This window comes from Paenibacillus sp. FSL M7-0896 (assembly GCF_037975415.1).
Classification (GTDB): Bacteria; Bacillota; Bacilli; order Paenibacillales; family Paenibacillaceae; genus Paenibacillus_AQ; species Paenibacillus_AQ silagei.
The window spans coordinates 1,802,378-1,828,151 of record NZ_CP150250.1; the positions used below are offsets into that span (position 1 = coordinate 1,802,378).

The following is a 25,774-nucleotide window of genomic DNA, read 5'->3' on the forward strand; positions in this document are numbered from 1 at the left end:
TGCAATCTGATTCAGTCTGATTTATTCATTCCAGTAAGCCGTTGCCAAAGTGAATTCTGCTTCCATAATACAGCGACAGCCAGAGACGTTATCCGTCCTCTGCTGTCGCTGTTTCTGTTTGCAGGACAAGAAAGTATAAAAAACAAGAAAAAGAACATAGAAAGCGCAAGAAAATTAAACTTATCCGAACTATAATGGGTTATGCTTACCTATCGTTGATTGAGTATTTGTACATAACGCCCGTGTGAAGGAGGACTTCCGAATTTGAGAACATTCCGTAATCCGGTGCTGCCGGGCTTCTACCCTGATCCTTCGGCTATCCGTGTAGGAGAGGACTATTATCTGGTTACTTCAAGCTTTGAATTCTACCCCGGGGTTCCGGTCTTTCACAGCAGGGACCTTGTCCACTGGCGTCAACTGGGCCATGTGCTGGACCGTCCGTCCCAGCTCAATCTGGACGGAATTCTCCCGTCGAGAGGGATTTGGGCACCGACTCTCCGGTACCATCAAGGTCTCTTTTATATGATCACGACATTTGTTGATAATCACAAGCAGCCGCATAATTTCTATGTAACCACAGCTGATCCGGCGGGAGACTGGTCAGATCCGGTCTGGCTGGAGGATGCGCCCGGCATTGATCCTTCCCTGTTCTTCGATAAGGACGGCAAGGTCTACTACACTGGTAACCGGGTGCCTCCCGGGGGCCAGGATTATCCGAAGCATATGGACATCTGGCTGCAGGAGATTGATCTGGCGCAAGGCAGGCTTACCGGCCCGAAGCACAGTCTCTGGCAAGGTGCGCTGAAGACAGCGCATGCCCAGGAAGGGCCGCATCTGTATTCCATAGGAGGATGGTATTATCTGCTGATCGCTGAGGGCGGCACCGGCCATACCCATGCGGTAACGGTTGCCAGAAGCCGGAACGTGACGGGGCCTTATGAGGGGCACCGGGCCAACCCGATCCTGACCCACCGCCATCTCGGCAGGGAGTACCCCATAGTGAATACGGGTCACGGGGAACTTGTCGAGACGCAGCATGGGCAGTGGTGGATGCTCTGCCTGGCCTCCCGGACCTGCGGGGGATATTACCGCAACCTGGGCCGGGAGACCTTCCTGGCACCGGTCAAATGGGAGGACGAATGGCCGGTAGTGAATCCCGGTAAGGGCGTACTGGAGCTTGAGGGGCCAGCGCCGAATCTGCCGATGACGCAGTGGCCGCTGTTGCCGGTGCGTGATGATTTTGCTGACGGGCAGCTTAGCCCCGCCTGGAACTTCCTGCGCACGCCGCGCGGTGAATTCTGGAGCCTCAGCGAGCATCCGGGACATCTGCGGCTGCGGCTGAAGCCGGAGGTGCTGGCAGAGACCGGCAATCCGGCTTATATCGGAAGACGGCAGCAGCATCTCAGCTTCAGAGCCGCAGCGGAGATGCGCTTCCAGCCGGAGGCCGCAGGAGAGAGCGCCGGACTGGCCCTGATCCAGAATGCGGACAACCACTTCCGCTATGAACGGGTGGCAGAGGATGGCAGGCAGCTGCTGAAGCTGACTGTGCGCAGCAGAGGAGCTGAGCAATTGCTGGCCTCTGCGCCTTATCCGCTGGATACCGTACAGCTTAAGGTAGAAGCCAGGGGGCAGGATTACAGCTTTTATTATAGAGCTTCAGGATCAGACACCTGGACCGCACTGCATGAACAGGCTGACGGCCGGGTGCTGAGCACGGATTGGGCCGGAGGTTTTACAGGGGCCTATATCGGAATGTACGCCAGTGCGGGCGGAGCGCAGAGCAGCAATGTTGCGGATTACGGCTGGTTCAGCTATGAAGAGCTTGAATAGATCTTGATTAGACAGAGATGGAGGAATACGATGACTAATATACATGATTACGAAGTTTATCCAATCCCCGAGCTGCCGCAGATTCCGCAGCGGACCTTCCGTATTACAGACTATGGGGCAGAAGGTGAAGGGCTGCTCTGTACATCTGCTATACAGGATACCCTGGATGCCTGCGCAGCTGCGGGAGGAGGAACGGTGGTCATCCCGCCGGGAATCTGGCGTACCGGGCCGCTGACGCTGCACAGCCGAATTAATCTGTGTGCCGAGCGGGGGGCACTGGTATGCTTTGAACCCGACTATTCGCGGTATCCCCTGCTGTTCTCCCATTACGAAGGGACTGCCGGCTGGCGGTGCCAGGCTCCGCTGGACGGAGAGGATCTGAGCGATGTAGCCATTACCGGTGAAGGCATCTTCGATGGCAGCGGTGAGGCCTGGCGTCCGGTGAAGCGCTTCAAGCGGACGGAACTGGAGTGGAATAGCCTGCTTGCCTCCGGGGGGGCCTTGGATGAACAGGGTGAGATCTGGTGGCCTTCCAAGGAAGCGCTTGCGGGAGAAGCTTGTTATCTGAGCCTGAAGAAAAAAGGCGAGACAGCCATGGAAGCCTACCTCCCTGCCCGTGCGTATCTGCGTCCAGCGCTGCTGAGCCTGCGGAATTGCCGTAGAGTGCTGCTGGAGGGGCCGACCTTTCAGAATTCTCCTGCCTGGTGTCTGCACCCCATGGGCTGTGAGCAGGTTACGATCAGACATATTCAAGTGCGCAATCCGTGGTACTCCCAGAACGGGGACGGGCTGGATCTGGAGTCCTGTACACATGCGCTGGTCGAGCACTGCGGGTTCGATGTAGGCGACGATGCCATCTGTCTGAAATCGGGCAAGGATGAGGAGGGCCGCCGGGCAGGAAGAGCTTGCCGGTACATTACGATCCGCCATTGTACGGTCTATCACGGACATGGCGGGGTAGTGATCGGCAGTGAAATGTCGGGCGGTGTACATGCGGTCCGGGTGAACGACTGCGTGTTCATGGGTACGGACATCGGGCTGCGCTTCAAGAGTACCCGGGGAAGAGGCGGCGTAGTAGAGGATATCCGGGTAGAAAATATACAGATGTCAGGCATCGTCCATGAAGCGGTCTCCTTCCACCTGTTCTATGCCGGGGTTGAGGGGTCTGAGGGCTATGATGAGCAGGAGGTCCTGGTCACGGAGGAGACTCCGCAGTTCCGTAACATTACGCTGCGGAATATGACCTGCCATGGGGCGGCAACCGCGCTGCTGGTGAACGGGCTGCCGGAAATGCCGCTTGCTGCGCTTACGGTGGAGAATTTCAGCGCCATAAGCAGGCGGGGAATCATCCTGCGCCATGCCGCAGGTCTGAAGCTGGACCGGATCAGGCTGCAGACGCAGGAGGAGCCGCAGGTACAGATGCATAAGTGCAGTGATGTTGAGCTTGTCCGTTCAGGAGAGCTAGCCATCACAGAGCATTAAGCAGAGGTACGGGGCGGACCGGATACTATCCTCCGGACTCCGGTGCAGGCTGCGCCCCCGCTTCCTTACGGTATTGGAGCGGGGTCAGGCCGGTTGATTTCTTGAAAGTTTTATTGAAATGGGACAGATGCTCGAAGCCGACTGCCCCTGCGATCTCCTGGATTCTGGCGGGGGTTCCGGCCAGCAGGCGCTGGGCCTCGCGGACCCGGATATGGACGATATATTCCCGGAAATGAAAGCCGGTCAGGCGATGAAATACCCGGCTCAAATAAGAGGGACTGATGAAAAAGTCCTTGGCGGTCTCTTCCAGCGTAAGCGCTTCCCGGTAATGGGCACGGATATAGGTGGCGACCTCGGTTACCAGATGGTGCAGCGGATGGCGGGTTCCGCCGGCCTGGGCCGTGCTCTCCGAACGCTGGAGCAGAATCATCAGCTCGGTCAATAGCGCAGTGACACAGGCTTCGTAGAAGGGCCGCCGGAGGCGGGATTCCTCCAGCATGCGGTTCAGCAGGGACTCCGCTTCATTCTGCTCGCGCAGGGTCAGCCTGAACAAGCGGTAGCGGCGGCTCTGGAACCACTGCTGCTCATCCCTCAGCACCGGAGGCAGCAGCAGCGGGTCATAGTTGATCAGAATACGCTCGAACTCGGCCTTCTCGGAGCTTGCCGTGGAATGGAGCTCGCGGCCGGGAATCAGAATCAGCTCGCCTTTGTGGACCGTAACCACCCGGTCGTCCACGAAATATACACGCTCCCCGTCCGTCAGATAATACAGCTCAGTCCATTCATGGCTGTGGGGGCGCGGCATCGCAGTGATGCCTTTGCGCTTCATATGCTGGATGCTGAAGCGTCCGTCTTCAAGATAATATTTGGGATTAGGGCCAGATACGCTGTTCATACATCTCCTCTTCTCCTGGAAGCTGTTACAGTTATTATAGAATACATTCAGGTTGCTGTGAAAGGAGCCGTCCATGTTAATGATAGTCTCGAAGAATGCCGGAGAAGGATTCAGCAGTCTGCAGGAGGCATTGATTTCCATTCCGCCGGGGGAGAAGCAAGCCGTAACCATACGGATTAAGCCCGGGATCTATGAGGAAAAGGTTACGGTCGCCCGCGAAGCCCCGCCCATCCTGCTGCTGGGAGAGGATCAGCATTCCACGATTATCTCGTGGAATGATAATGCCCATACGCTCGGTGCGGACGGTGAACCGCTGCGTACCTTCCGCACCGGGACGCTGAACGTGTTCGCAGAAGGCTTCACTGCCGAGAATCTGACCATCCGCAACACTTCCGGCCCGGGAACAGGACAGGCGGTCGCGGCGTTCGTGGATGCCGGGCAGGCTGTGTTCCGGCGTGTACGTCTGTTAGGGGACCAGGATACCCTATATACCGGGCCGGGGCGGCAATATTATGATGATTGCTACATTGAGGGGGATGTGGATTATATTTTTGGCCCGGCCACCGCGTTGTTTGACCGCTGCCATCTCCATAACAAGCGCTCCAGAGGGTATATCACAGCGGCTTCAACGCCGGAGGGAGCCGCCTTCGGTTATGTGTTCCTGGATTGCCGGATTACCGGCGGCGAAGGGGTAAGTGAGTGCTATCTCGGACGCCCTTGGCGCCCTTACGCGCATGTCGCCTTCATCCGCACGGTGATGGACGGATCGGTGACCGGAGAAGGCTGGCATAACTGGGGGCAGCCGGACCGGGAGCAGTCCAGCCGCTATGAAGAGTACGGCAGCAGCGGCCCGGGCGCTTGCCCCGAAGGCCGGGTGGCGTGGTCTCGCCAGTTAACTGCGCAGGAAGCCGCACAGTACCGGATCCTGTCTGTGCTGGACGGCTGGCATCCCGAGGGCTATTAATCACTTGGACCGTGGTACACCCGGACCCAGGCATTCAGGATTGGAGGATTTCCCTGATGGAATCACTTGAACAATATATCAATCAACTGACGGCGTCTGCACCGCGCAGCTCTGCCTTCAGCGCAGACCTTCCATTCGGACAATGGCGGGCATCCCTTACCGCGAGGTTCATAGAGCGGCTGGGCGGATTCCCTGCTCAGAGGGCGGCACTTGAACCGGTACGGCTGGAGCGTACAGTCTGCAGCGGATATATCCGTGAACGTATAGAGATCACCACCTATGAAGGACTTAGAATGGCCCTGTATCTCCTGATCCCGGAAGAGCCGGCAGGCTCTCCCTGCCCGGCTGTGCTGGCTATTCACGGGCATGGCTACGGCAGCCGCGAGATTACCGGCTTGAACCCGGACGGGTCGGAGCGGACGGGGGACCCGGGACTGCATAAGGATTTTGCCGTCTCTCTGGTGAAGCAGGGCTTCGTCGTTGCGGCTCCTGAGGTGCTCGGATTCGGAGACAGGCGTCTGGCTGAGGATCTTGCCAGCGGCGAGCCCGGACGTAATTCCTGCTTCCGCCTGTCCGCGGCGCTGCTGATGACAGGGCAGACGATGGCAGGCTTCCGCATCTATGAGACGATGCGGGCGCTGGATTATCTGCAGCAGCGGGATGAGGTGGACGGTGAGCGGATCGGCATTATGGGCATCTCCGGCGGCGGGCTGGTGGCAGGCTTCACGGCTGCACTGGATGAACGGATCAGTAGTGCGGTGGTCAGCGGCTACGCCAATACGTTCCAAGACAGCATTCTCACGCGGAATCATTGTCTGGACAATTACATTCCGGGCATTCTGCTGGAAGCGGAGATGCCGGATCTGCTGGGCCTGATTGCACCGCGCGGGCTGTTCCTGGAGGCGGGGGATGCGGACCATCTGTTTGGTCCCGCCGCCGCGAGGCAAGCCTTGGACCGGCTGGAGCTGATTTATGCGGCAGAGGGCTATGGAGGGCGGCTTGCGGCGGATTTTTTCACAGGGGGGCATGAGATTCATGGGGAACCGGCGTATGCGTGGCTGCTTAAGCAGCTTGCCGGTCCGCAGGAGTAGGGTAACAGTTAGCGCAAATGACAGGAGGAATAGAGATGTCTATATCAGAAGCAGTAAGCACAGGCTTATCCCGCAGAATCGCGGATACCTTCATCGGACAATGCAATGAACAAGGGGAACACGAGTATGTAATGGAGCGCTGGGCGTATGTCCCCGGCATGCTGCTGATGTCAGTGGCCCGGGCCGGGATGCAGCATAACGAGCCTGAGTACCTCTCGTTCATGCAGCGGCATATGGACAGCTTCATCGGGGAGGACGGAAGCATCCGCTCCTATTCGCTGGAGGAATATAACCTGGATCAGATCAATCAGGGCAAGAATCTGTTCTGGCTGTACCGTCAGACGGGTGAGCAGCGCTACGCGGAAGCCGCTCATCTGCTGGCAGCGCAGCTCATCGGACAGCCCCGGACCTCTGAAGGCGGCTTCTGGCATAAGAAAATATATCCCTTCCAGATGTGGCTGGACGGATTATACATGGCTTCGCCGTTCCTGGCCGAATACGGGGCAGTCTTCGGGCGTCCGGAGCTGATCGATGAAGCCGCCCGTCAGCTGCTGCTAATTGAGCGCAGAACCCGTGATCCCCGTACCGGCCTGTTCTATCACGGCTGGGATGAATCCCGGGAGCAGGAGTGGGCGGATTCCTCCACCGGATTGTCGGCCCATTTCTGGAGCCGGGCGATGGGCTGGTATGCGATGGCCGCCGTGGACTGCCTGGAGCACTTCCCGTTGACCCATCCGCAGCGGGGAACGGTGATGGGGATTTTTCAGCGGATGTGCGGTGCGCTGGTTGAGGTGCAGGATAAGGAGAGCGGCCTGTGGTATCAGGTGCTGGATCAGGCGGGACGTAAGGGCAACTACCTTGAAGCAACAGGCTCCTGCATGTTCGTCTATGCGATGGCCAAAGCCCTGCGGCTGCGTTATCTGGAGCCTTCCTTCAAGGCAGCGATGCTAAGCGGCTACGAGGGAATCCTTAAGCATCTGATCACCGAAGATGAACAAGGCGTTCATCTTCACCAGATCTGTCACGGGGCAGGGCTCAGCAAAGACCGCAACGGCTCCTACGATTACTACATTTCCGAAGCGGTTGTATCAGATGTACCTATGGGTGTTGCGCCGCTGCTGCTGGCTTCTCTTGAAGTGGAGAGGTATGTTGCCGGGCAATAATGAAGTCCCACGAACAGCGTAGAATTCAGTATGAATTATTCATGCATCCGTATCATGAGAGGTTCGATATTGTGATTAGGAATCAAGATTAAGCATCTATATTCAAAAGAATGATAAAAACTGCGGCTCCATCTATCCAGATTTCAGAGGACAGACGGGGCCGCAGTTTTATGATTTAGGGACCGCAACTGATGCTGCATATTTCTCTATCTGCTTCTTATGATGCTTGTCGTGGGAGATGAAATCTCTCAGATACTTGCGGATGCTGAATTTCTTGCCGTCCCCATCGGGATGATTCTGTTCTAGCGCCGCATCGCTGAAGGAGGCCGCAAGTCCGGTAATCTTGGTCCGGTACAGGACGAATTGCCGGATGGCTTCCTGCCGGGTTACTGTCCTGGCGTATAGAACCGCATTGGCATTGAATGCATTGAAGTCCAGATGTGCGGCTGTCAGCGGCAGGCCTTCTTGAATTTTGACCAGGGCCTCCTCATAAAAGTATTTGTCCCACAGCATGATGTGGCAAAGGACATCCTGCAGGGACCATTTTCCGGCCTCCAGCGGAGCCTCCCAGTCTGCATCTTCCATGCTGTCCAGCGATTGAATATAGGGGATGAAGGATTCGAATTCAAGAATGAGCTGCTTGTTGGTTTTGGTTGCCATGATCATACCACCTTGTCTGTCAGATTGAATAAGAGATTATATCATTCATTATAATAGGAGGAACTGGACGACAGCCTGTCAGGTTCGCAGAATTCATAGACTGGATGATAAATCAGTCATTAGGAGGTTTTTTTTCACTTTCCCGGTTAGAAAATAAAATCCGGAAATATACCAATCTTTTACCGGAATCATGCTATAATTTTAACGGATTCATAGGGCTTAAGGATTAGTTAGAGCAAGGAAATTTATAATTTGTATGCTTTTATAACTACATAGTCGGGGGAATCAGTTTGTTTATCAAAAGAAGTGTAAGCAAAAAAGTAGTCGCTGGAGCACTAGCCATATGTCTTGCGATATTGCCGGCAGGCGCAGCTTTTGCGGGTAATGCGCCGGATCTGGCAGGAAACTGGGCGAAGGATCAAATCAGCAGGTGGATGGATCAAGGTCTGATCTCCGGCTACCCGGATGGGGAATTCAAGCCGGATAACCCGGTCACCCGGGCGGAATTAACGGTTTTGATTAATAGGGCTTTTGGATTCACTAAAACGAAAAAAGCTAATTTTAACGATATCTCCAGCAGTAAATGGTATTATTCAAGTATTTTGCAGGCTAATGCTGCAGGTTACATACAAGGCTACGAGGATGGGACCTTTAAGCCTGATCAGAAGATCAACCGGCAAGAGCTGGCTGTGATCATCAGCAAGTTGCTTAAGCTGACAGCACCGGCTGCGGCTCCTGATTTCAAGGATATTACTAAGAGTGCAGCTTGGAGCAAAGGTGCGATCGGGGCTGTCAGCGAACAAGGTATCATGAAGGGTTCCGGTGATGGGAACTTTCGGCCTCTCGCTTATACAACCCGGGCAGAGACCGTAGTCATTTTGGATAGGGCTCTATCGGTGCTAAATGCAGATTCCGATGAATATGTAATCATCTATGAAACACCAGGTATATATGGTCCGTTGTCAGGAATGTCGGAAGTAGATAGTGATGTAGTGGTCAGCGTGCCGGGTATCACACTCCGTAATATGAATATCACTGGAGATCTGCTGCTGGGAGAAGGTATAGCTGAAGGCGATGTGCGGCTCCAGAATGTAACAGTAAAAGGCAATACCGCAATTGAAGGCGGCGGGGTGAACAGTATTCATCTTGCCGATTCCACACTGGGTTCTGTACGTGTTGACAAGGAAGATGGCAGTGTAAGAGTGGTCGCTGAAGGAAAGACCCAAATCCATAACCTTCAGATTCAGTCCGCTGCTGCCATTGAATCCCTCACCGGAGCTGAGATCAGCACTCTCACGTTATCTCCTGAAATTCCAGCGGATGCCCGCATTCTGTTGACCGGCAGCTTCAAGGCTGTAAATATTCTTGCCTCACGCCTTAACATCGAACTCAGCGGGGGCACTGTGGAGGCAGTCAATCTTGATAAAACAGCGGGCAGTAATAAATTGTCCAATAGCAGCAATATCAAGTCCATGACAATGAACGCCGGTATACAAATATCAGGTAAAGGCAACATCGGGAATGCGGTTGTCAACGCTTCGGGCATTACAATGGAGAATGCTCCAGGTAAACTTACGATCGGCACAGATGTTCCGGCAGATGTGAGAGTAAATATAGCCGGTTCTGATCTAACGGTTGCTACGTCTTCGGCGGCCCCAACAGCGGCTGTACTAGTTGGCGGCGGAGGGGGAGGAACTGGTGGAGGCGATGGAGGTGGCAGTACGGTAGAGACACCGGCGCCAGCAGCGACGCCGACACCAATAGCAACGCCAGCACCAACGGCAACGCCGACACCAATAGCAACACCAATACCAACAGCTACAGTAGCACCCACAGCGGTGAATTCACCGTCGCCATCCCCATCCTCGTGGCCGGTAGTAACACCCATAGTAACACCTGGGTCAACGGTGGCACCCACACCGCCCATTGTAAATCATGGGGTTGTAAAAGGTTTCATTGAGCGTGCAGACGGGAAGGCTGTTGATACAGGCATCTTGTACCTAGAACGGGATAGCGATCATATGATTTACACCGCTGCACTGACGAACGGGGAATTCTCAATAGATTTGCCGGATGGGCCGTACAAGATTTACTCGCTGCGTTCCACAACTACACAAGAGATCATTTCACTCTACTATATGTTTTACGTTATGAATGGCAAGGCAGATAGAGAAGTGCATATTCTCATTCCTGAGCAGCAGTCAGGTACGATCCAGTATTCGGACGGGACCGCATTTGAGAATGGGGAAATTATTGTACAGCGCTTAGACAGCGGACCGCTTGGCTGGTATAGTGCCGAAATCCAAGCAGGCAACTTTAATTTTTATTTACCGGACGGTCATTATAACGTAGAAATGTTAATCTATGGCGAAACCAACAATCAATTAAGAATTAATTATTTATTTGAGGTCATTGACGGGAAGAGCAATCTGGATATAAAATTGCCTCCAAAAATTGAAGGAAACATTAGCTTCGTGGATGGCTCCCCGATTGACGATGGATGGCTGGAAATTAGAGAAATGAATGCTCAGAATTACGGAATTTACAGGGTCCCTGTGGTTGCAGGTAAGTTTGATCTTTATTTACCGGATGGCGATTATAACATTCGGGCGTTAAACACTGACGAGGCAAGAACTATAGATTTGCGTACGCAGATAAAAATTGTTAACGGTGAACCTGCCGCCGGGCCGATTGATATTAAAGTACCTTTAGCAATATCAGGCAAGATCTATAATGAGGACGGAACTCCATATGCTGGTGGAGTATTAATGATCGAAGAGGTTGGTACTGCTTCACCGCTTCTATATTCGGCCACTATTAAGAAGGGTATGTTTGATTTCTATCTGCCGGATGGCGCATACCGTGTACGTCTTTTAGCAGAAGAAATGTACTCCAGCTACAATGCCAAATTCCCGTATTACAGGTTCTCGGTGCTGGATGGACAGTCTGATCCGCGTGAGCTTGTAATTCATTTGCCGGCGAATAATGTCACCGGTACTTTGAAATATGAAGATGGGACCGCGCTGCCGGACGGCTATATTGAATTAGGCAGTGGCCTTGACGGTATGGATTATATCAAAACGGTTGAGTTGAAAAACGGGGTTTTCGGTGCTGATTTTCCGGATGGGGAATACGATGTATTTATCTATTGGGACACCAAGCATCAGAAGAGGATCGAAATCAATTGTAAATTTAAAGTTAAAGAGGGCTTGCTTGTTGATCCCCTCGATATTATTTTGACTAAGGAATAATAAACGAATACAGCAGATGATCTGGAAAAACAGAGCAGCGCTTCTCCCGTTACAAGAGAGCCGCTGCTTTGTTGCATGCAGTACTGGGTCACTGTTGTAACGCCAGTCCTCCGATAGCTCTCTTTTTAGTAGAATCGCGTCTGCAGCATTGGTATACTTTAACAAAGCTCCATCCAATCATGAATTCTACGGTGAATCAGCCACTTGTATAAGATATGCTGAACGGTATTGTCATCGAAATCAGCGATTGTGGCTCGTCGCAGATTTATATAATCCGGCTTGTAGAAGCCGGTGTTAGTTTCTTAGAGCTGCCTGCTGCTACAGGCGGCGTCAAATAGGAGTACGGGAGGTTCATTATGCAACAGAGGGTGCTGCTGATCGAGGATGATGAAGCGATCAGCGAAATGGTTCATTCTTATTTGACCAAAGAGGGCTATGAGGTAGAGACCGCATATGACGGGGAAGCGGCGGTGAGCAAGTTCGTTGGAGGTCTTCCTTATGATCTGGTTCTGCTGGATCTGATGCTGCCGAAGCGCAGCGGCACGGATGTGCTGCAGATGATCCGCAGCGGCAGCCTTGTGCCGGTGCTGATTATGTCGGCAAAGGACAGCGATGTGGACAAGGCGCTGGGGCTGGGCTTCGGCGCGGATGATTATATTACCAAGCCGTTCTCGATGATTGAACTGGCAGCCCGGGTGAAGGCGGCGATCCGCCGGGCGGGGTATGCTGCATCTGGAAGCCAGGCTGCTGCCGGGAGCGGGGTGCAGGATGGCGGAGAGACACAGCCGGAGAAGCCGAAGGGAATCGAGCTGCGCGGGCTGAGTGTGGACCTGGATAATTTCTCGGTGCGGAAGAACGGGCAAGAGCTGAAGCTGACCGCCAAGGAGTTCCACATCCTGAAGCTGTTCGTGAGCAGTCCGGGCCGGGTATTCACCAAGGCGCAGATCTACAGCCAAGTCTGGGAAGAGGATTATTATGGCGATGAGAATGTAATTAATGTACATATGCGCAGATTGCGCGAGAAAATTGAGGATGATCCCTCCCATCCGGAGTATATCAAAACGCTGTGGGGGATCGGCTACAAGCTGGGAGATGTGCTGCTGTGATCATTCTGTTGCTGGTTCTGCTTGTACTGTTGCTTGTGGTCACTACGTTACAGTTCTTGAAATCACGGCAGCATGCCCGCCAGTTGGACTACATTCACTATAAGCTGGAGAGCATTATAGAAGGCGGATCGCATGAGCGGCTGCTGCTGATGAGCAGCAGTCCGCAGGTGCAGCAGCTGCTGACCGATCTGAACCGGCTGCTGGATGTCAATCATCAGGGAGCGGCTAAGCGGAGTAAGCTGGAGCAATCCATGCGCGGAATGCTGGCGAATGTGTCGCATGATCTGAAGACGCCCCTGACGGTGGTGCTGGGCTATATTGAGACGCTGCTGCATGATGAGGCGATATCCAAGGAAGAGCAGGAACGGATGCTGCGGACGATTCATACCAAGGCCGGTGAGGTCATTGTGCTGATGAACCGGTTCTTTGATCTGGCGAAGCTGGAGTCGGGGGACCGGGATATCCCGCTCTCGCGGGTAGAGCTGGGCGAGGTCTGCCGCCGGAATATTCTCTCCTTCTATGATCTGCTTAGTGAGAGCGGCACGGAAGTGCAGATCGAGATCCCGGAAGAGCCGCTTCATATCATGGGCAACGATGAGGCACTGGACCGGATTCTGACGAATCTGCTCTCCAACGCGATTACCTACGGTAATGCAGGGGGAGTGTTGGGGCTGAAGCTGTACCCTGACGCCGGACGGGTCTGCATAGAAGTGTGGGACCGGGGCAAGGGCATCGCCGAAGGCCACGAGGATAAGGTGTTCGAGCGGCTGTACACCCTGGAGGATTCGCGTAACCGCGACTATCAGGGCAGCGGCCTGGGACTGACGATTACGAAGCGGCTGACCGAGCAGATGAACGGGACTATTTCCCTGAGCAGCCAGCCGAATGTGCGTACGGCATTTACGCTCTCTTTTCCCAGACAGTCCTTCTGAAGCTTCTTAAGAATTAAGTAAGATTTCAGTAAGAAAAAAGCAAATTCCGCCCTGTAGAATAAATACCAGGAAGAACAAGACGATGCTAAAGGGGATAACGGAAAATGACAACGATACTCCGGACATGGGATCTGACCAAGGTCTATGAGGATAAGGAAATTGTTAGCAGTGTGAATATGGAGATTAAGCAGGGTGAAATTTACGGGTTCCTGGGACCGAACGGCGCCGGCAAAACAACGGTGATGAAAATGATCACGAATCTGGTGAAGCCGACGGCGGGCGAGATTGAATTTGCCGGGGAGAAAATGACCCACCGCTCTTACGACATGCTTAAGCGCATGGGCAGCATTATTGAATACCCGGTGTTCTACGACAAGCTGAGTGCCCGCGAGAATCTGGCGCTGCATGGGGAGTATATGGGCTTTTATGATGCCAATGCGATAGAGGAAGCGCTCGAATTAGTGAAGCTGAGAGCCGTGGACAGCAAACCGGTGAAGAATTTCTCCCTGGGGATGAAGCAGCGGCTGGGCATTGCCAGAGCGGTCATGACCAAGCCGGAGCTGCTGATTCTTGACGAACCGATTAACGGGCTGGACCCGCTTGGAATCAAGGAGCTGCGCGAGGTGTTCCGTATGCTGAGCCGTGATTATGGCATGACCCTGCTGATCTCCAGCCACATTCTGGGCGAAATCGAGCAGATTGCCGACACGATCGGCGTAATTCGTGAAGGGGTGCTGGTGGAGCAGGTGGCAATGGATACGATCCGGAGCCAGCAAACCCAGTATATCGAGCTGGTGACCAGCGAGTGCACGAAGGCCGTCTTCGTCCTGGAGGGGAAGCTGGGTCTCCGCAATTACAAGGTGCTTGACCCGCGGACCATTCGTGTCTATGAAGACATCCCGCAGCTAGAGCTGAGCCGGGCCCTGTCCGCAGCAGAGGTGGAGCTGGAGAGTATGAGCAAGAAGCATCATTCGCTGGAGGATCATTTTGTGGAACTGATGGGGGGCGTCAACCATGTTTAAGTTAATCCGGCTGGAGCTGCGCAAGAGTAAATTCACTTTTCTTAAGGGCGTGCTGATTGCGGATCTGGCCATTCTTACTGCTATGATCTTGCTGATTTTTACAGGGATGGATGATGGGGAATTCGATACTTATGGCGAGATTTTTCAAGGAGTATTCATATTTGTAAAAGCGACTTATATCGTCTTCGCCTCTGTGTTGCTTAGCAAGCTGGTCATCGACGAATACAAAAACAATACGATTACTGTGTTGTTCACGTACCCGGTACCGCGCAAAATGCTCATGGCCGCCAAGCTGATCATTGTCTTTTTGTTTACCTTCTTCGGCATTTTGCTGTCGGATATTGCCATCAGCAGCCTTCTAGCAGGAAGCTTGTATGTGTTCCCGAATGTTATTCAGGAGACATTGACCCGGGAGCTGATTACTACTCACCTGCTCAGCGCGGGGACGGATGCGCTATACGCGGCAGGCATCGGGCTGATTCCGTTATACTTCGGAATGCGCCGCAAATCCGTAACGGCCACGATTGTTTCCGCCGTGTTGATCGTCTCGCTGATATCCTCTGGCAACAGCTTCGGCGGCTTCCGCATGGGTGACCTGCTCGGGATCTCGGTTGGCCTGGCCCTGGCCGGGGTGGCGGTTGCCTACTTCTCGATCCGCAATATCGAGCATCAGGATGTAAGCTGAGGCTGCCGGAATCGAAGCCGGTCCACTCTTAGAAATGAAGCAGACAGTGCGGTCCTCCTGAAGGACTTGCACTGTTTTTGTTGTTGTACAGCCCGGTTAATGCTATGTTTTTCTGGCGACCGCTAACGTTTTTTTTGCTATAATAGGAACTAATTCAAAGGGTTCTACATAATCAGAGCGTTTCTGCAGTCTTCGGACGCTAACGATAGCAGGGTTGAAGGAGCAGCGGAGGAGGTGGGCTATGCTTAAGGACTGGGCTTCTATTCTGGACAACGCGCTATCTGGTGAAAGTGCTTATAGGGCGTTGTTCGATCATCATCCGGACTTCATCATTGTGCTGGACAGGCAGGGAAGGTACAGGGACAGTAACCGGATGTTAAGTGCCGAGGAGGCAGGCAGACTGAACGATTGCCGGATGCATCCGCCCGGTGAGGCTCATTTCGCAGCTGCCCTGGCCGGGATTACATCGAGCTTCGAGCTGGCCGTGGAAGCCTCGGAAGGACATGAAGAGACGGGGAGAGGGGCCGGCGGTGCTGAGCCTGGGGGAAATTATGGTGCTGGAAGTGCGGGAAGTACCAGTGCTGGAAATGTGGTAAGTGCTGGTGCTGGAAGTGCTGAGAGTGCTGGGAGTTCTGGAAGTGCCAAGGGGACGGGAAGTGCTTGCGGTTCAGGGGTTACGGTACGCTATGTGCCGCTTCACACAGACGAAGGCATTGCCGGTGTATTCGCTATCCTCCATGATCCCGGGAACCGCCCCCTGTCCAGACTGCTGCATAGCTGGGTGAGCATGAGCAGCAGTCTTGCGGCAGGTGTTGAGCGGAATGTGCAGGCAGGAGACGAGTGTTCTGCGTACGCGGATGAAGTGGCCGCCGCGAAGGATGACGAGGAGCTGCCGCAGGCCGAATTCGTGTTCGAGATGGCCGAGGACAAACGGCTTAGCCTCATTCTGAACTCCGTCTCTGCCGGAATCTTCGGCCTGGACAACCTCGGCCGGACCATATTCATTAACCGTGAAGGGGCAGAGATGCTGGGCTACGAGCCGTCAGAGCTGACCGGGCTGCCGATGATGGAGATAATCCATTACATGCATGGAGGCGCGCCCCTCCATTCTCTGCTGGAGTGTCCCATCACGCTTACCCTGCAAGACGGAGTTACCCGCAGCAAGGCGGATGAAGTGTTCTGGCGCAAGGATGGGACCAGCTTCTTCGTGAATTACCGGATCGCTCCGCTGCTGGACAGAGGGATGATCTGCGGTGTGGTTATTTCCTTCAGCGATATTACGAACGAGCGGGAGATTCTCCGCGCCAAGGAATCGGCAGAGCGGGCCGCACAGGCCAAGTCGGATTTCCTGGCAATGATGAGTCATGAGATCCGTACGCCGATGAACGGAATGATCGGTATGGCCGACCTGCTGCTGGAGACCGAGCTTGGGGAGGAGCAGCGCAGCTACGCCGAGATTCTGCGCAGCAGCAGCTACAGCCTGCTGCAGATTCTCAATGACATCCTTGATTTCAGCAAGATGGAGGCGGGCAAGATGCCGCTGCAATCCGAACGCTTCGATCTGCGGGAGATGCTGGAGGGCATTATTGATCTGTTCACTCCAAAGGCGGAGGAGAAGAAGCTCTCTTTGCGCTGGTGGGCAGATACCAGTGTGCCGGACATCGTCACGACCGATCCGAGCCGGCTGCGCCAGATTATCGTCAATCTGGTAGGCAACGCGCTGAAATTCACCGATCGGGGCAGTGTCACCTTGTCAGTCAAGAACATCCCGTTGCCTGCCTCACCGGAATATCTGCTGGAGTTCTCGGTCCGTGATACCGGTGTAGGCATTGCCGACAGCAAGCTGAATCTGCTCTTCCAGTCCTTCTCCCAGCTGCATCCGTCCATTAACCGCAAATACGGCGGAACCGGACTGGGACTTGCCATCTGTAAGCAGCTCGTGGAGCTGATGGGCGGAACGATCTTCGTGGAGAGCGAGGAGGACCGGGGATCGATCTTCCGGTTCATGCTGCCTTTTATGAAGGAAGAGGCGGAGCTGGAGCCGGAGTTACTCTCCTGAGGGTTAACCGGAGCCGGGGGCTGACGCTCACTTGTGTTCTCGTATATCGAGGACAATCACCTGTATTCTCAACTATCAAGCCAGACAACCCGTTTCCCAAGATACAGTGGGGCGGGTTATTTCTGTCCGCTATATCCACTCTGACGCATGGGCAGCGCAAATAATTGGATTTTCTCCACTTGCTTATCTTCGATAGGCTCTTACTGGGACAGCAGTTGGAAAATCAGCACTTAATTCAGCCCAATTCAGCTTGAGAGGAAAAAATGTCAATTTTAGTTGCTGTTTTTCCACTTGTTGCTCTATGATCCGCTGAATCCGGCGAAATAAGCTACGTTTTTCTATTTACTTGCTGGCAACGGCCATCTTTTCTCAGACTTCTTGGTTCATATGTAAGAATTTATTTGGCGCGGCCATTCCGCTTGTTGCATTATAAGCGGAGTATAGTAAAATCAGAAAGTGCCATTTCCAAATTCTTCTTACAAGGGGGAGTAACATGCAAGAGCAGATGTCACTTACGAATAAGGCGGCTTGGGAGACAAAAGCCTATCAGGCTTGGACGCAGTACCATGGTTCACCTGAGGAGCTTGCAGTGCAGCTGCAGCAGGATCCCGCACATACGCTGCGGTATTGGCTCAAGTACACGGGCGATCCGTCAGGCTTGAAGGTGCTCAATCTGCTTGGCTCTCACGGCAGGAAGGCCATTTGCTTCGCGTTGCTTGGCGCTGATGTTACCGTCGTGGATATTTCGGAAGAGAACCGCTTATATGCCTGCGAGGTAGCGGAAGCAGCGGGGGTGAAGCTGGATTACATCTGTGCAGACGTCATGAATATCCCAGAAGAAGAAGCCTTGGGAACGTTCGACGTGGTGCTGATGGAGTTTGGGATTTTGCATTATTTCACTGATTTGAATGCGGTGTTTGCCTTGGTCCGCAGACGGCTGAAGGTAAATGGACGACTTCTGCTGACCGACTTTCACCCGTTCGCCAGGGCATGGCTGACCACGAAGACGCTTCAGCATCCCACCGGCAATTATTTTGACGATACGCTTAGAGAAAGTGAAGTTGCGTTCGCCAAGCTGCTTCCTGAAGAGGAGCGTTCCGGCTTAGGACAAGTGGTGGTGCGGAGCTGGACGCTGGGGGATATCCTGACCTCTGTCGCTTCGCAAGGATTATATATCCGTACCTTCGAAGAAATCAAGAGTGCCGAGCACCCGGGATTCCCCGAATTCTACACGCTGGTTGCCGATGCTGTTGAGGTACTGTTAAGACCGTTATATCCTGATAGGACAACGTAATAGTATCAAGCAAGCTAACAGCAGGTCTCCATTTGGGGACCTGCTGTTAGCTTGAAGCAAGTAGGCAGAATGTAATCGAAAAACCGATCACATTGTGCAATCGTGAGGCAAGAGAGCCAAATGTAATCGAAAAACCGATCACATTGCACTATCGTGAGGCAAGTGAGCCAAATGTAATCGAAAAACCGATCACATTGCACTATCGTGAGGCAAGTGAGCCAAATGTAATCGAAAAACCGATTACATTGCACTATCGTGAGGCAAGTGAGCCAAATGTAATCGAAAAACCGATCACATTGTGCAATCGTGAGGCAAGTTAGCCAAATATAATCGAAAAACCGATCACATTGTACTGGCGCTATGGCAAGTGGGCCCAAATGTATTGTGTGGGCCCACCCGCTCTAGCGCATATACATCAGACCTACCGTAGCAGGTCCGCAGTGACTCCCGATGACACAGCCGGCATGAATGACGGCGATTTCCTCAACATCAGTCTGCGCGCGCAGCGCGGTCTCCAGCATCTTGGCATCCTCTTCTGCCAGCGTATGGGCAATAATGAGCAGCTCCTTGTCCATATCGGCGGCATTCGCCAGCGCATGGTGGAGCATCTGTTCCACGGCCTTCTCCTTCTTGCCGCGGATGCGGGCAACGGGGACAATGGCTCCGTCCACCAGCCGGAGAACCGGACGGATCTTCAGCAGGCTGCCGATAAAGTTCTGCATTCCAGAACAGCGGCCACCCATGTATAAGTAGTCCAGCGTATCGACAACGAATTCTGATTCTACCCGGTTACGGGCTTCGGTAATCATTGCTGCGATGTTGGCAGCGCTCTCGCCTGCGGCTGCGGCACGTGCAGCCTTCATGACCAGCAGCGCAATTCCGCCGCATAAGGTCTCAGAATCTACGACATGCACCCGGCCCTCCGGGAATTCACCCGCTGCCAGCAGTGCATTCTGATATGTAGAAGATAGAGCAGAGGATAGACTGATATAGACAATATCATGGCCGCTGCTGATCACCGGCTGGAACGCGGCGATGAAATCAGCAGGGGAAGGCGCAGCAGTCTTAGGCAGGGCACCGCCCGCAGCAACCCGGCGGTAGACCTCCTCGGGGGTGATTTCGACCCCGTCCTTGAAGGTACCGTTCTCAAAAACTACATATAACGGCACAATGCCGATATCATATGTGTCCTTCCAGCCTTGCGGCAAATCGGAAGTGCTGTCTGAAAAGATTTTTACGATAGACATGAATATCTCCTTCACCGATCTCGGATGAGAATACACTAGATTATGAAAACTATAATCTATTTATTATACCAAGCTTGGGAAGAATCTCAAAACAAAAAAACAGCTCCACTGTCCAAGCAGACAGCGAAGCCGTTCCCCAAATATCAGCACTGCTCTTATTTCTTCATCACTGGAATCCATACTTCACAGACATAATCCTCTGATTTCGTATCGCCGGGCGGGTATAACTCGATCTCAGGGCCGCCGGTATGCTCGTAGCCGGTTCCCGGGAACCATTCCTGGAAAATGCGTTGCCAGACTCCTTGAATGGCATGCGGCAAAGCGCCCTCGGACCGGAAGACTGCCCAGCTGGCGGCCGGAACGACAGTGGTCTCATACCCTTGTGCATCTGTCTTCGGCGTTCCTTCCACCCCGATCCAGTAGGTAAGCTGTTCCTTTTTCATATCCATATCCGTGCAGATGCCAAGCCATTCGCGGGAAGACGAAAGCTCGATCAACTTATCGGAAGTGCCGTCCTCATTGCATTCGTCCCAGAACTGCGGGATTCTGCGGAAATTCTCCCCGTCACGGGTAGTTACCTCTATTGATTTGCCGATGACGGTAAAAGCTGGTTTATCCACGATTTTGTAGTCCATGTCCTGATCTCCCTTCAATGATAGGTGGAACGAGATGCGGGGGAAGGCTTTGAGCTGTACACCGGACTTACGCGCTTCCGAGGGGGTAATCCCATGGGCTTTGCGGAACGCCTTGGCGAAGGACTCCGGCGAGTCGTAACCGTATTTCAGCGCCACATCCAGCACACGGACCTTGGACACGGCCAGCTCCTGGGCGGCCAGCGTCAATCTGCGCTTGCGGATATAGTCGGCCACGGTGAAGCCGGTCAGCATACTGAACATGCGCTGGAAGTGGAACGGTGAGACAAAGGCCACCTCAGCCACTTCCTCAATGCGCAGCGTTTCAGTCATTTTCAGCTCCATATAGTCCAGTGCATTCTTCATTCGGATCAGCCATTCCAAGCTCCCCATCTCCTTCTGAAATCATCCTATCATACCACCGCACAGATGTTCCTGTTATTCTCTGCTCATTAATGACAGGGTTCCGCCTGCGTCCTATCCACCTATGATGTCATACTTGAAGGGGTTTGTCAGCATTCGTTAGACTACCCGATCCGGCAGGCTCTAGGATTAGCCACTTTTCACCTTCCAGGGTGCGGGTATAGGCATAGATATATTCATGCACCGGCAGCAGCAGCTCATAATCGGCATAGACCATAATGGGATGCTGCTTACGCAGACGAATCAATTCTTGATAATAATAAAATCCCGAGTCCGGATCAGCCAGCGCCTACTGCACATTAATCTCGGTGTAGCGCGGGCAGATCAGGTAGACTACGGCTTCTTTCCAAAAGGCTCTTTTCATAAATGTAGCTCGATTACCATGGTATATTAGGTTTATAGGTTGCAAGGGAATGGAGGGATTGGATTGACAATTCAAGCGGTTCTTTTTGATTTGGATGGAACATTGCTAGACCGGGATACATCCCTGTTAAAGTTCGTACAAGATCAATACCGGCGTTACCCGGAGCTTCAGATTGTTGATTATGATTTGTTTGTTCAGCGCTTTATCGAGCTTGATAATCACGGTTACCTGTGGAAGGACAAAGTATATCAACAGATCTTACAAGAGTTCTCTATTTCGAAGCTGGACTGGAACTTGCTATTGGATGATTACTTATACAACTTCCAGCAACACTGTACAGGTTTCCCGAATTTATTAAGTATGCTTACTGAACTGAAGAATCATGATCTGAAGATTGCCTTAATCTCGAACGGTTATGGTCAATTTCAATACGATAATTTCAAGGCATTGAACATCGGGCATTTATTCGATGAGGTGCTTATCTCCGAATGGGAGGGACTCCGTAAACCAGATCCGGCCATCTTTCATCGTGCATTAACAAGATTAGGTGTAGACGCGGGCAATGCTCTTTTTGTTGGCGATCATCCGGATAACGATATTCGGGCAAGCCGCGAAGCGGGAATGAAGGCCGTCTGGAAACGGAATCAACAGTTTGTCACAGTGGCCGAAGCGGATGCAGTTATTGATGATTTGGCAGAATTAGTGGAGCTCTTATTAAAAAAAGCCCCGAAGAAGCCATACATCTTCGGGGCTGATAAGCTTACACCGTGACAGAAGCGCCCCCGGCACTGACAGTGCCTAGTCCGTTCACCATATACTCCTTGCCGTGAATGGTGAGGGAGGCTGGAACCTCGGTTTCGTTGCTGACGGTAACCTGTGCATCGGTCACGGTCACTTTTAGCCGGGAGCCGCGGAACATAATTTTGAACGAATAGGAGGTCCAGTGTCCAGGATTAGACGGGTTTAGAACCAGCCGGTCGTTCAGCACGCGAAGTCCGCCGAAGCCGTGAACAACGGACATCCATGTACCCGCCATGCTGGTTGTATGGCAGCCGTCCTCCGTATCGTTATTGTAATTGTCGAGATCCAGGCGTGAGGTCCGCAGGTACATCTCATACGCCTTCTCCTTGTAGCCCAGCTCACTGGCCAGAATGGAATGGATGCAAGGGGAGAGGGAGGACTCATGCACGGTGATCGGCTCGTAAAAGTCGAAGTTGCGCTTCTTGGTCTCCAGATCATAGCGGTCGCCGAGGAAGTAGAGTCCCTGAAGCACATCTGCCTGCTTGATGAAGCAGGAGCGCAGAATCCGGTCCCATGACCATTTCTGGTTCAGCGGCAGGTTCTCCGGCAGCACATCCTTGACCTGAATGATCTCCTTGTCAAGGAAGCCGTCCTGCTGGAGGAAGATTCCGCGTTCCTCGTCAGCGGGATAGTACATTTTGCCGATAATCTCACTCCACTTGGCCGTTTCACTCTCCAGCAGCTCCAGCTTGTCGGCCAGCTCAGCGTAACGCGAACCCTCATTCTCCTGCACATAGGCCAGAGCCTCAAGCGTGTATTCCATCGTCCAGGCGGCCATCCGGTTCGTGTACCAGTTGTTATTGACGTTATTCTCGTATTCATTCGGGCCGGTGACGCCCAGCATCACGTATTTGTCCTTATGCGCCACATAGTTCACACGCTCCTCCCAGAAGCGCGCAATCTCCACCAGCACCTCCAGGCCGTATTGAGCCAGATAAGCCTTGTCGCCGGTATAATTCACATAGTTATAGATGGCATAGGCAATCGCGCCGTTGCGGTGAATCTCCTCGAACGTAATCTCCCACTCGTTGTGGCACTCCTCACCGTTCATCGTGACCATCGGATAGAGCGCGCCTTTGCGGTAGCCGAGCTTACGGGCGTTCTCCTTGGCCTTCTCCAGGTGCTTGTAGCGGTAGATCAGCAGATTGCGGGCAATCGCGGAGTCGGCGGTACTGAGATAGAACGGCACACAATAAGCTTCCGTATCCCAGTAGGTGCTGCCGCCGTATTTTTCCCCGGTGAAGCCCTTCGGCCCGATGTTGAGCCGGTCATCCTCACCCGTATACGTCTGATTCAGCTGGAAAATATTGAACCGGATCGCCTGCTGCGCCGACACATCACCCTCGATAATAATGTCGCTCTCTTTCCACTTGTCGCCCCAAGCCGCAGCCTGTTCTGTCAAAAGCGCCACAAACCCCGCCTCCCGCGCACTTTGCAGTGCCGACCCGGCGGCATCTACGAGCTGTCCCAGCCCGTAATTGCGGGAGGTAACATTCGCAGCATACTTATAAATAACCAGCTGTTCGCCGGATTGTACCGGAACATTCACTGTACTGCCCACATATTTGTCCTGCTCCAGTACCTCTGCTTCGGCCGCAACCGGCTCCCCATTCAGCAGAATGTCGAAGACGAAGGCGGAGGTGACATGGAAATCAAGCTTTTTGGTCTTCAGGGTCAAATGTCCGCCTTCTGGTCCGGCCTTCTTCTCCACTTCGTTCCAGAACTTCTCGTCATAGTTGGAGTCCTTGTTCTTGATATCGCCGTCCAGGTAAGGGGTTACGGTAATATTCCCTGCAAAATTGAGCGGAGTGAGCGAATAGCGGATCGCCCCGATCTCCTGACGGACCATGCTGACGATGCGGATGCTCTCAACCTTCACTTCTTTGCCGTCTTGAGTGGTTGCGGTGAAGCTGCGTGAGAGCGTGCCTTCCTTCATATTGAGTATGCGGCGGAACTCGCTGACCGTACAGTTGGCCAGATCCAGCGGGGTTCCGTCCAGCCCGATGTTAATTCCGATCCAGTTGGTGCTGTTCAGCACTTTGGCAAAATACTCCGGGTACCCGTTCTTCCACCAGCCGACCCGTGTCTTGTCAGGGTAATAGACGCCGGCCATATAGCTGCCTTGCAGGCTGGGTCCGCTGTACTGCTCCTCGAAGTTGGCTCGGCCGCCCATGTATCCGTTCCCGATACTAAATACGCTTTCGGATATTTCCTGGGTCTGCGGATCAAAGGATTCTTCGATAATGGACCATTCGTTGATTGTTAAGTATTGTTTCATGATTTTGGCTCCTTTAAGGGGGATATGAAATGAACTGAACCTCGTAATAAAATTATGGGGACTACATCGCCACTGCGCGAAAGATTTGGGCTTCCGGCCGCTGTTATAATCAGATTTCTTTATTGAAGTGGTTCTCAGCGGATGAAATCTGATTCAAGCATATGCTTCCGATGCGAGCTTTCCTACGGAAAGCTTTCAGGCGGTCGCTAACGCTCCTACAGCTCCAAACTTTCACTCCGCAGCTTCATCCCCATGAGTTTAATAACTACCTTCAGTTCTTTTACTGATGGTAGGGTAGAAGATGCAAGTGCAGCATTCGCTCTGACTGATAATCTGAGCTGATGATCTAAATTGATGATCTGAACGGATGAGTGCAGGGAGTAATTGACGCTTTCTGCACCATGAGCGAAGCTCAGAGGTTCAGACTTAGAGTTAGTTGTATTCTGTGCATTTAAAAGGTGCGATTAGAGGGACTTGAGTCGTATAACTGTAGTCTGTACAACTAAATCTGCCCTAAATGGTCATATCAGCTTAAAAGGGATAGCATAATTGTACAAAGTACAACTAAGCCGATAACCGGGGGATAAATTGGCAATATAGTTGTACAAAGTACAGTTAGGCTGTCCGGCGGACTAGAGATGCCGCTTGAGCGGAAGGGCTCACGGCTAGGCTCAGGCTCTGTTACTATTCGTCATACAGTGGCAAAAGATTCCTTCAGCGTGGCAACAGTGAGCTGCCGCAGGGAAGGGACAACTAGTGTGGCTCCGCCTAGCGTCTCGGGTGAGCCTATGCCCACGCTGCGCATATCGGCACGGGAAGCGGCCAGGATACCGGCAGCGGCATCCTCGAAGACGACGCAGTGTGCGGGAACGGTGTCCAGAGCCTTCGCGCCCAGCAGGAAGACCTCCGGGTCAGGCTTGGCCGCGCTGGTATGCGTGCCGTCGATGATGGCATCGAAGTATGGGGTCAGGCCGGTATTGTTCAGGATGGTCATGGCGTTCTTGCTGGCGGAGCCGAGGGCTACCTTGATGCCGGCGGTCCGGCATTCCTGCAGAAAGTCCAGGGCGCCGGGCAGAATCTCCGAGCTGTCCATCTTGGCGATATACTCGACATAGCGGTTATTCTTCTGCTCGGCCAGCCGGGCTTTCTCGTCTTCACCAAGTGTGATGCCGCCGATCTCCAGCAGAATATTCAACGAAGCGGCCCGGCTGACGCCCTTGAGCCGCTCATTATCCTGCTCTGTGAAGACAAATCCAAGCTCTTCGGCCAGCTCCCTCCAGGCAATATAGTGATACCGGGCAGTGTCCACGAGAACACCGTCCAGATCGAACAGGCAGGCTTTGATATCTGACATGTTGAACCTCCTAATATGATTAGTTAACAATTAGATGTGGTTATCGCGCCAACTGGGCAAGAATCCTGCAAAATATGCAACATTTCTCTGCGAATCATGCCCCGCTGGCGGAAATCCTGCACAAAATGCAACAATCGGTGAAAGCTGGGTGCCAACTGGGCAAGAATCCTGCAAAATATGCAACATTTCTCTGCGAATCGTGCCCTGCTGGTGGAATTCCTGCAAAATGTGCAACAATTCC

The 25,774-nt window shown here is 53.2% G+C and carries 21 protein-coding genes and 1 pseudogene; 15 read left to right on the forward strand and 7 right to left on the reverse strand.

What is annotated here, in order from left to right; translation table 11 throughout:
- The first annotated feature begins 264 nt into the window (after positions 1-264).
- Both MKY12_RS07545 and MKY12_RS07550 read left to right on the forward strand, forming a co-directional pair.
- Complete coding sequence (locus MKY12_RS07545; protein ID WP_339313325.1) at positions 265-1,830, forward strand: glycoside hydrolase family 43 protein; 1,566 nt, start codon at positions 265-267, stop codon at positions 1,828-1,830.
- Positions 1,831-1,860: 30 nt separating this feature from the next.
- Complete coding sequence (locus MKY12_RS07550) at positions 1,861-3,312, forward strand: glycoside hydrolase family 28 protein (protein WP_339313326.1); 1,452 nt, start codon at positions 1,861-1,863, stop codon at positions 3,310-3,312.
- Positions 3,313-3,337: 25 nt separating this feature from the next.
- Here the strand turns inward: MKY12_RS07550 and MKY12_RS07555 are convergent, their stop codons facing one another.
- Positions 3,338-4,207 (reverse strand): AraC family transcriptional regulator, encoded by an 870-nt coding sequence (locus tag MKY12_RS07555; RefSeq protein WP_339313327.1) that lies wholly within the window; start codon positions 4,205-4,207, stop codon positions 3,338-3,340.
- Positions 4,208-4,280: 73 nt separating this feature from the next.
- Between MKY12_RS07555 and MKY12_RS07560 the strand changes: the two genes are divergently transcribed.
- From MKY12_RS07560 to MKY12_RS07575, 4 genes and pseudogenes are all read left to right on the forward strand, one after another.
- A complete protein-coding gene (locus MKY12_RS07560) occupies positions 4,281-5,171 on the forward strand; it encodes a pectinesterase family protein (protein WP_339313328.1) in 891 nt (296 codons plus the stop codon).
- A gap of 56 nt (positions 5,172-5,227) precedes the next feature.
- Positions 5,228-6,262 carry an alpha/beta hydrolase family protein gene (locus MKY12_RS07565; RefSeq protein ID WP_339313330.1) on the forward strand — a complete coding sequence of 345 codons (1,035 nt, stop codon included), beginning with the start codon at positions 5,228-5,230 and terminating at the stop codon, positions 6,260-6,262.
- Positions 6,263-6,297: 35 nt separating this feature from the next.
- Positions 6,298-7,425, forward strand: a complete 1,128-nt coding sequence (locus MKY12_RS07570; RefSeq protein WP_339313331.1) for a glycoside hydrolase family 88 protein — start codon at positions 6,298-6,300, stop codon at positions 7,423-7,425.
- Positions 7,422-7,517: pseudogene (locus MKY12_RS07575) on the forward strand (phosphoribulokinase); the annotation flags it as partial. The gene MKY12_RS07570 and the pseudogene MKY12_RS07575, both read left to right, overlap by 4 nt.
- A gap of 76 nt (positions 7,518-7,593) precedes the next feature.
- Here MKY12_RS07575 and MKY12_RS07580 read toward each other — a convergent pair.
- A complete protein-coding gene (locus tag MKY12_RS07580; RefSeq protein ID WP_339313333.1) occupies positions 7,594-8,085 on the reverse strand; it encodes a DinB family protein in 492 nt (163 codons plus the stop codon).
- 290 nt (positions 8,086-8,375) lie between these two features.
- Here MKY12_RS07580 and MKY12_RS07585 point away from each other — a divergent pair, with 290 nt between their 5' ends.
- The 8 genes from MKY12_RS07585 (at position 8,376) to MKY12_RS07620 (ending at position 18,754) form a co-directional block, all read left to right on the forward strand.
- Entirely contained in the window at positions 8,376-11,336 is a 2,961-nt protein-coding gene (locus MKY12_RS07585; protein ID WP_339313334.1) for an S-layer homology domain-containing protein, read from the forward strand.
- Positions 11,337-11,692: 356 nt separating this feature from the next.
- Positions 11,693-12,442 carry a response regulator transcription factor gene (locus MKY12_RS07590; RefSeq protein ID WP_339313336.1) on the forward strand — a complete coding sequence of 250 codons (750 nt, stop codon included), beginning with the start codon at positions 11,693-11,695 and terminating at the stop codon, positions 12,440-12,442.
- A complete protein-coding gene (locus MKY12_RS07595; protein ID WP_209872862.1) occupies positions 12,439-13,374 on the forward strand; it encodes a sensor histidine kinase in 936 nt (311 codons plus the stop codon). The genes MKY12_RS07590 and MKY12_RS07595 overlap by 4 nt, the downstream gene beginning before the upstream one ends.
- Before the next feature lie 104 nt (positions 13,375-13,478).
- A complete protein-coding gene (locus MKY12_RS07600) occupies positions 13,479-14,396 on the forward strand; it encodes an ABC transporter ATP-binding protein (RefSeq protein ID WP_076079106.1) in 918 nt (305 codons plus the stop codon).
- On the forward strand, positions 14,389-15,081 hold the full coding sequence (locus MKY12_RS07605) for an ABC transporter permease (protein ID WP_339255015.1): 693 nt from the start codon (positions 14,389-14,391) through the stop codon (positions 15,079-15,081). The genes MKY12_RS07600 and MKY12_RS07605 overlap by 8 nt, the downstream gene beginning before the upstream one ends.
- Before the next feature lie 241 nt (positions 15,082-15,322).
- Positions 15,323-17,140 (forward strand): ATP-binding protein, encoded by a 1,818-nt coding sequence (locus MKY12_RS07610; protein WP_339313337.1) that lies wholly within the window; start codon positions 15,323-15,325, stop codon positions 17,138-17,140.
- Positions 17,141-17,633: 493 nt separating this feature from the next.
- A complete protein-coding gene (locus MKY12_RS07615; protein ID WP_339313338.1) occupies positions 17,634-18,434 on the forward strand; it encodes a class I SAM-dependent methyltransferase in 801 nt (266 codons plus the stop codon).
- A gap of 92 nt (positions 18,435-18,526) precedes the next feature.
- Positions 18,527-18,754: a hypothetical protein gene (locus MKY12_RS07620; protein ID WP_339313339.1), complete on the forward strand. Its 228-nt coding sequence runs from the start codon at positions 18,527-18,529 to the stop codon at positions 18,752-18,754.
- A gap of 81 nt (positions 18,755-18,835) precedes the next feature.
- Here the strand turns inward: MKY12_RS07620 and MKY12_RS07625 are convergent, their stop codons facing one another.
- From MKY12_RS07625 to MKY12_RS07635, 3 genes are all read right to left on the reverse strand, one after another.
- A complete protein-coding gene (locus MKY12_RS07625; RefSeq protein WP_339313340.1) occupies positions 18,836-19,681 on the reverse strand; it encodes a DegV family protein in 846 nt (281 codons plus the stop codon).
- 155 nt (positions 19,682-19,836) lie between these two features.
- Positions 19,837-20,697: an AraC family transcriptional regulator gene (locus MKY12_RS07630; RefSeq protein WP_339313341.1), complete on the reverse strand. Its 861-nt coding sequence runs from the start codon at positions 20,695-20,697 to the stop codon at positions 19,837-19,839.
- A gap of 109 nt (positions 20,698-20,806) precedes the next feature.
- Positions 20,807-20,983 (reverse strand): hypothetical protein, encoded by a 177-nt coding sequence (locus MKY12_RS07635; protein ID WP_339313343.1) that lies wholly within the window; start codon positions 20,981-20,983, stop codon positions 20,807-20,809.
- Positions 20,984-21,163: 180 nt separating this feature from the next.
- Here MKY12_RS07635 and MKY12_RS07640 point away from each other — a divergent pair, with 180 nt between their 5' ends.
- The gene (locus MKY12_RS07640) at positions 21,164-21,871 is read left to right on the forward strand and encodes an HAD family hydrolase (RefSeq protein WP_339313344.1); all 708 of its coding nucleotides are present in this window, start codon (positions 21,164-21,166) and stop codon (positions 21,869-21,871) included.
- Here the strand turns inward: MKY12_RS07640 and MKY12_RS07645 are convergent.
- Both MKY12_RS07645 and pgmB read right to left on the reverse strand, forming a co-directional pair.
- A complete protein-coding gene (locus MKY12_RS07645) occupies positions 21,861-24,179 on the reverse strand; it encodes a glycoside hydrolase family 65 protein (protein WP_339313345.1) in 2,319 nt (772 codons plus the stop codon). The genes MKY12_RS07640 and MKY12_RS07645 overlap by 11 nt on opposite strands.
- A 691-nt stretch (positions 24,180-24,870) precedes the next feature.
- Positions 24,871-25,533 carry a beta-phosphoglucomutase gene (pgmB, locus tag MKY12_RS07650; RefSeq protein WP_339313347.1) on the reverse strand — a complete coding sequence of 221 codons (663 nt, stop codon included), beginning with the start codon at positions 25,531-25,533 and terminating at the stop codon, positions 24,871-24,873.
- Positions 25,534-25,774 lie beyond the last annotated feature (241 nt).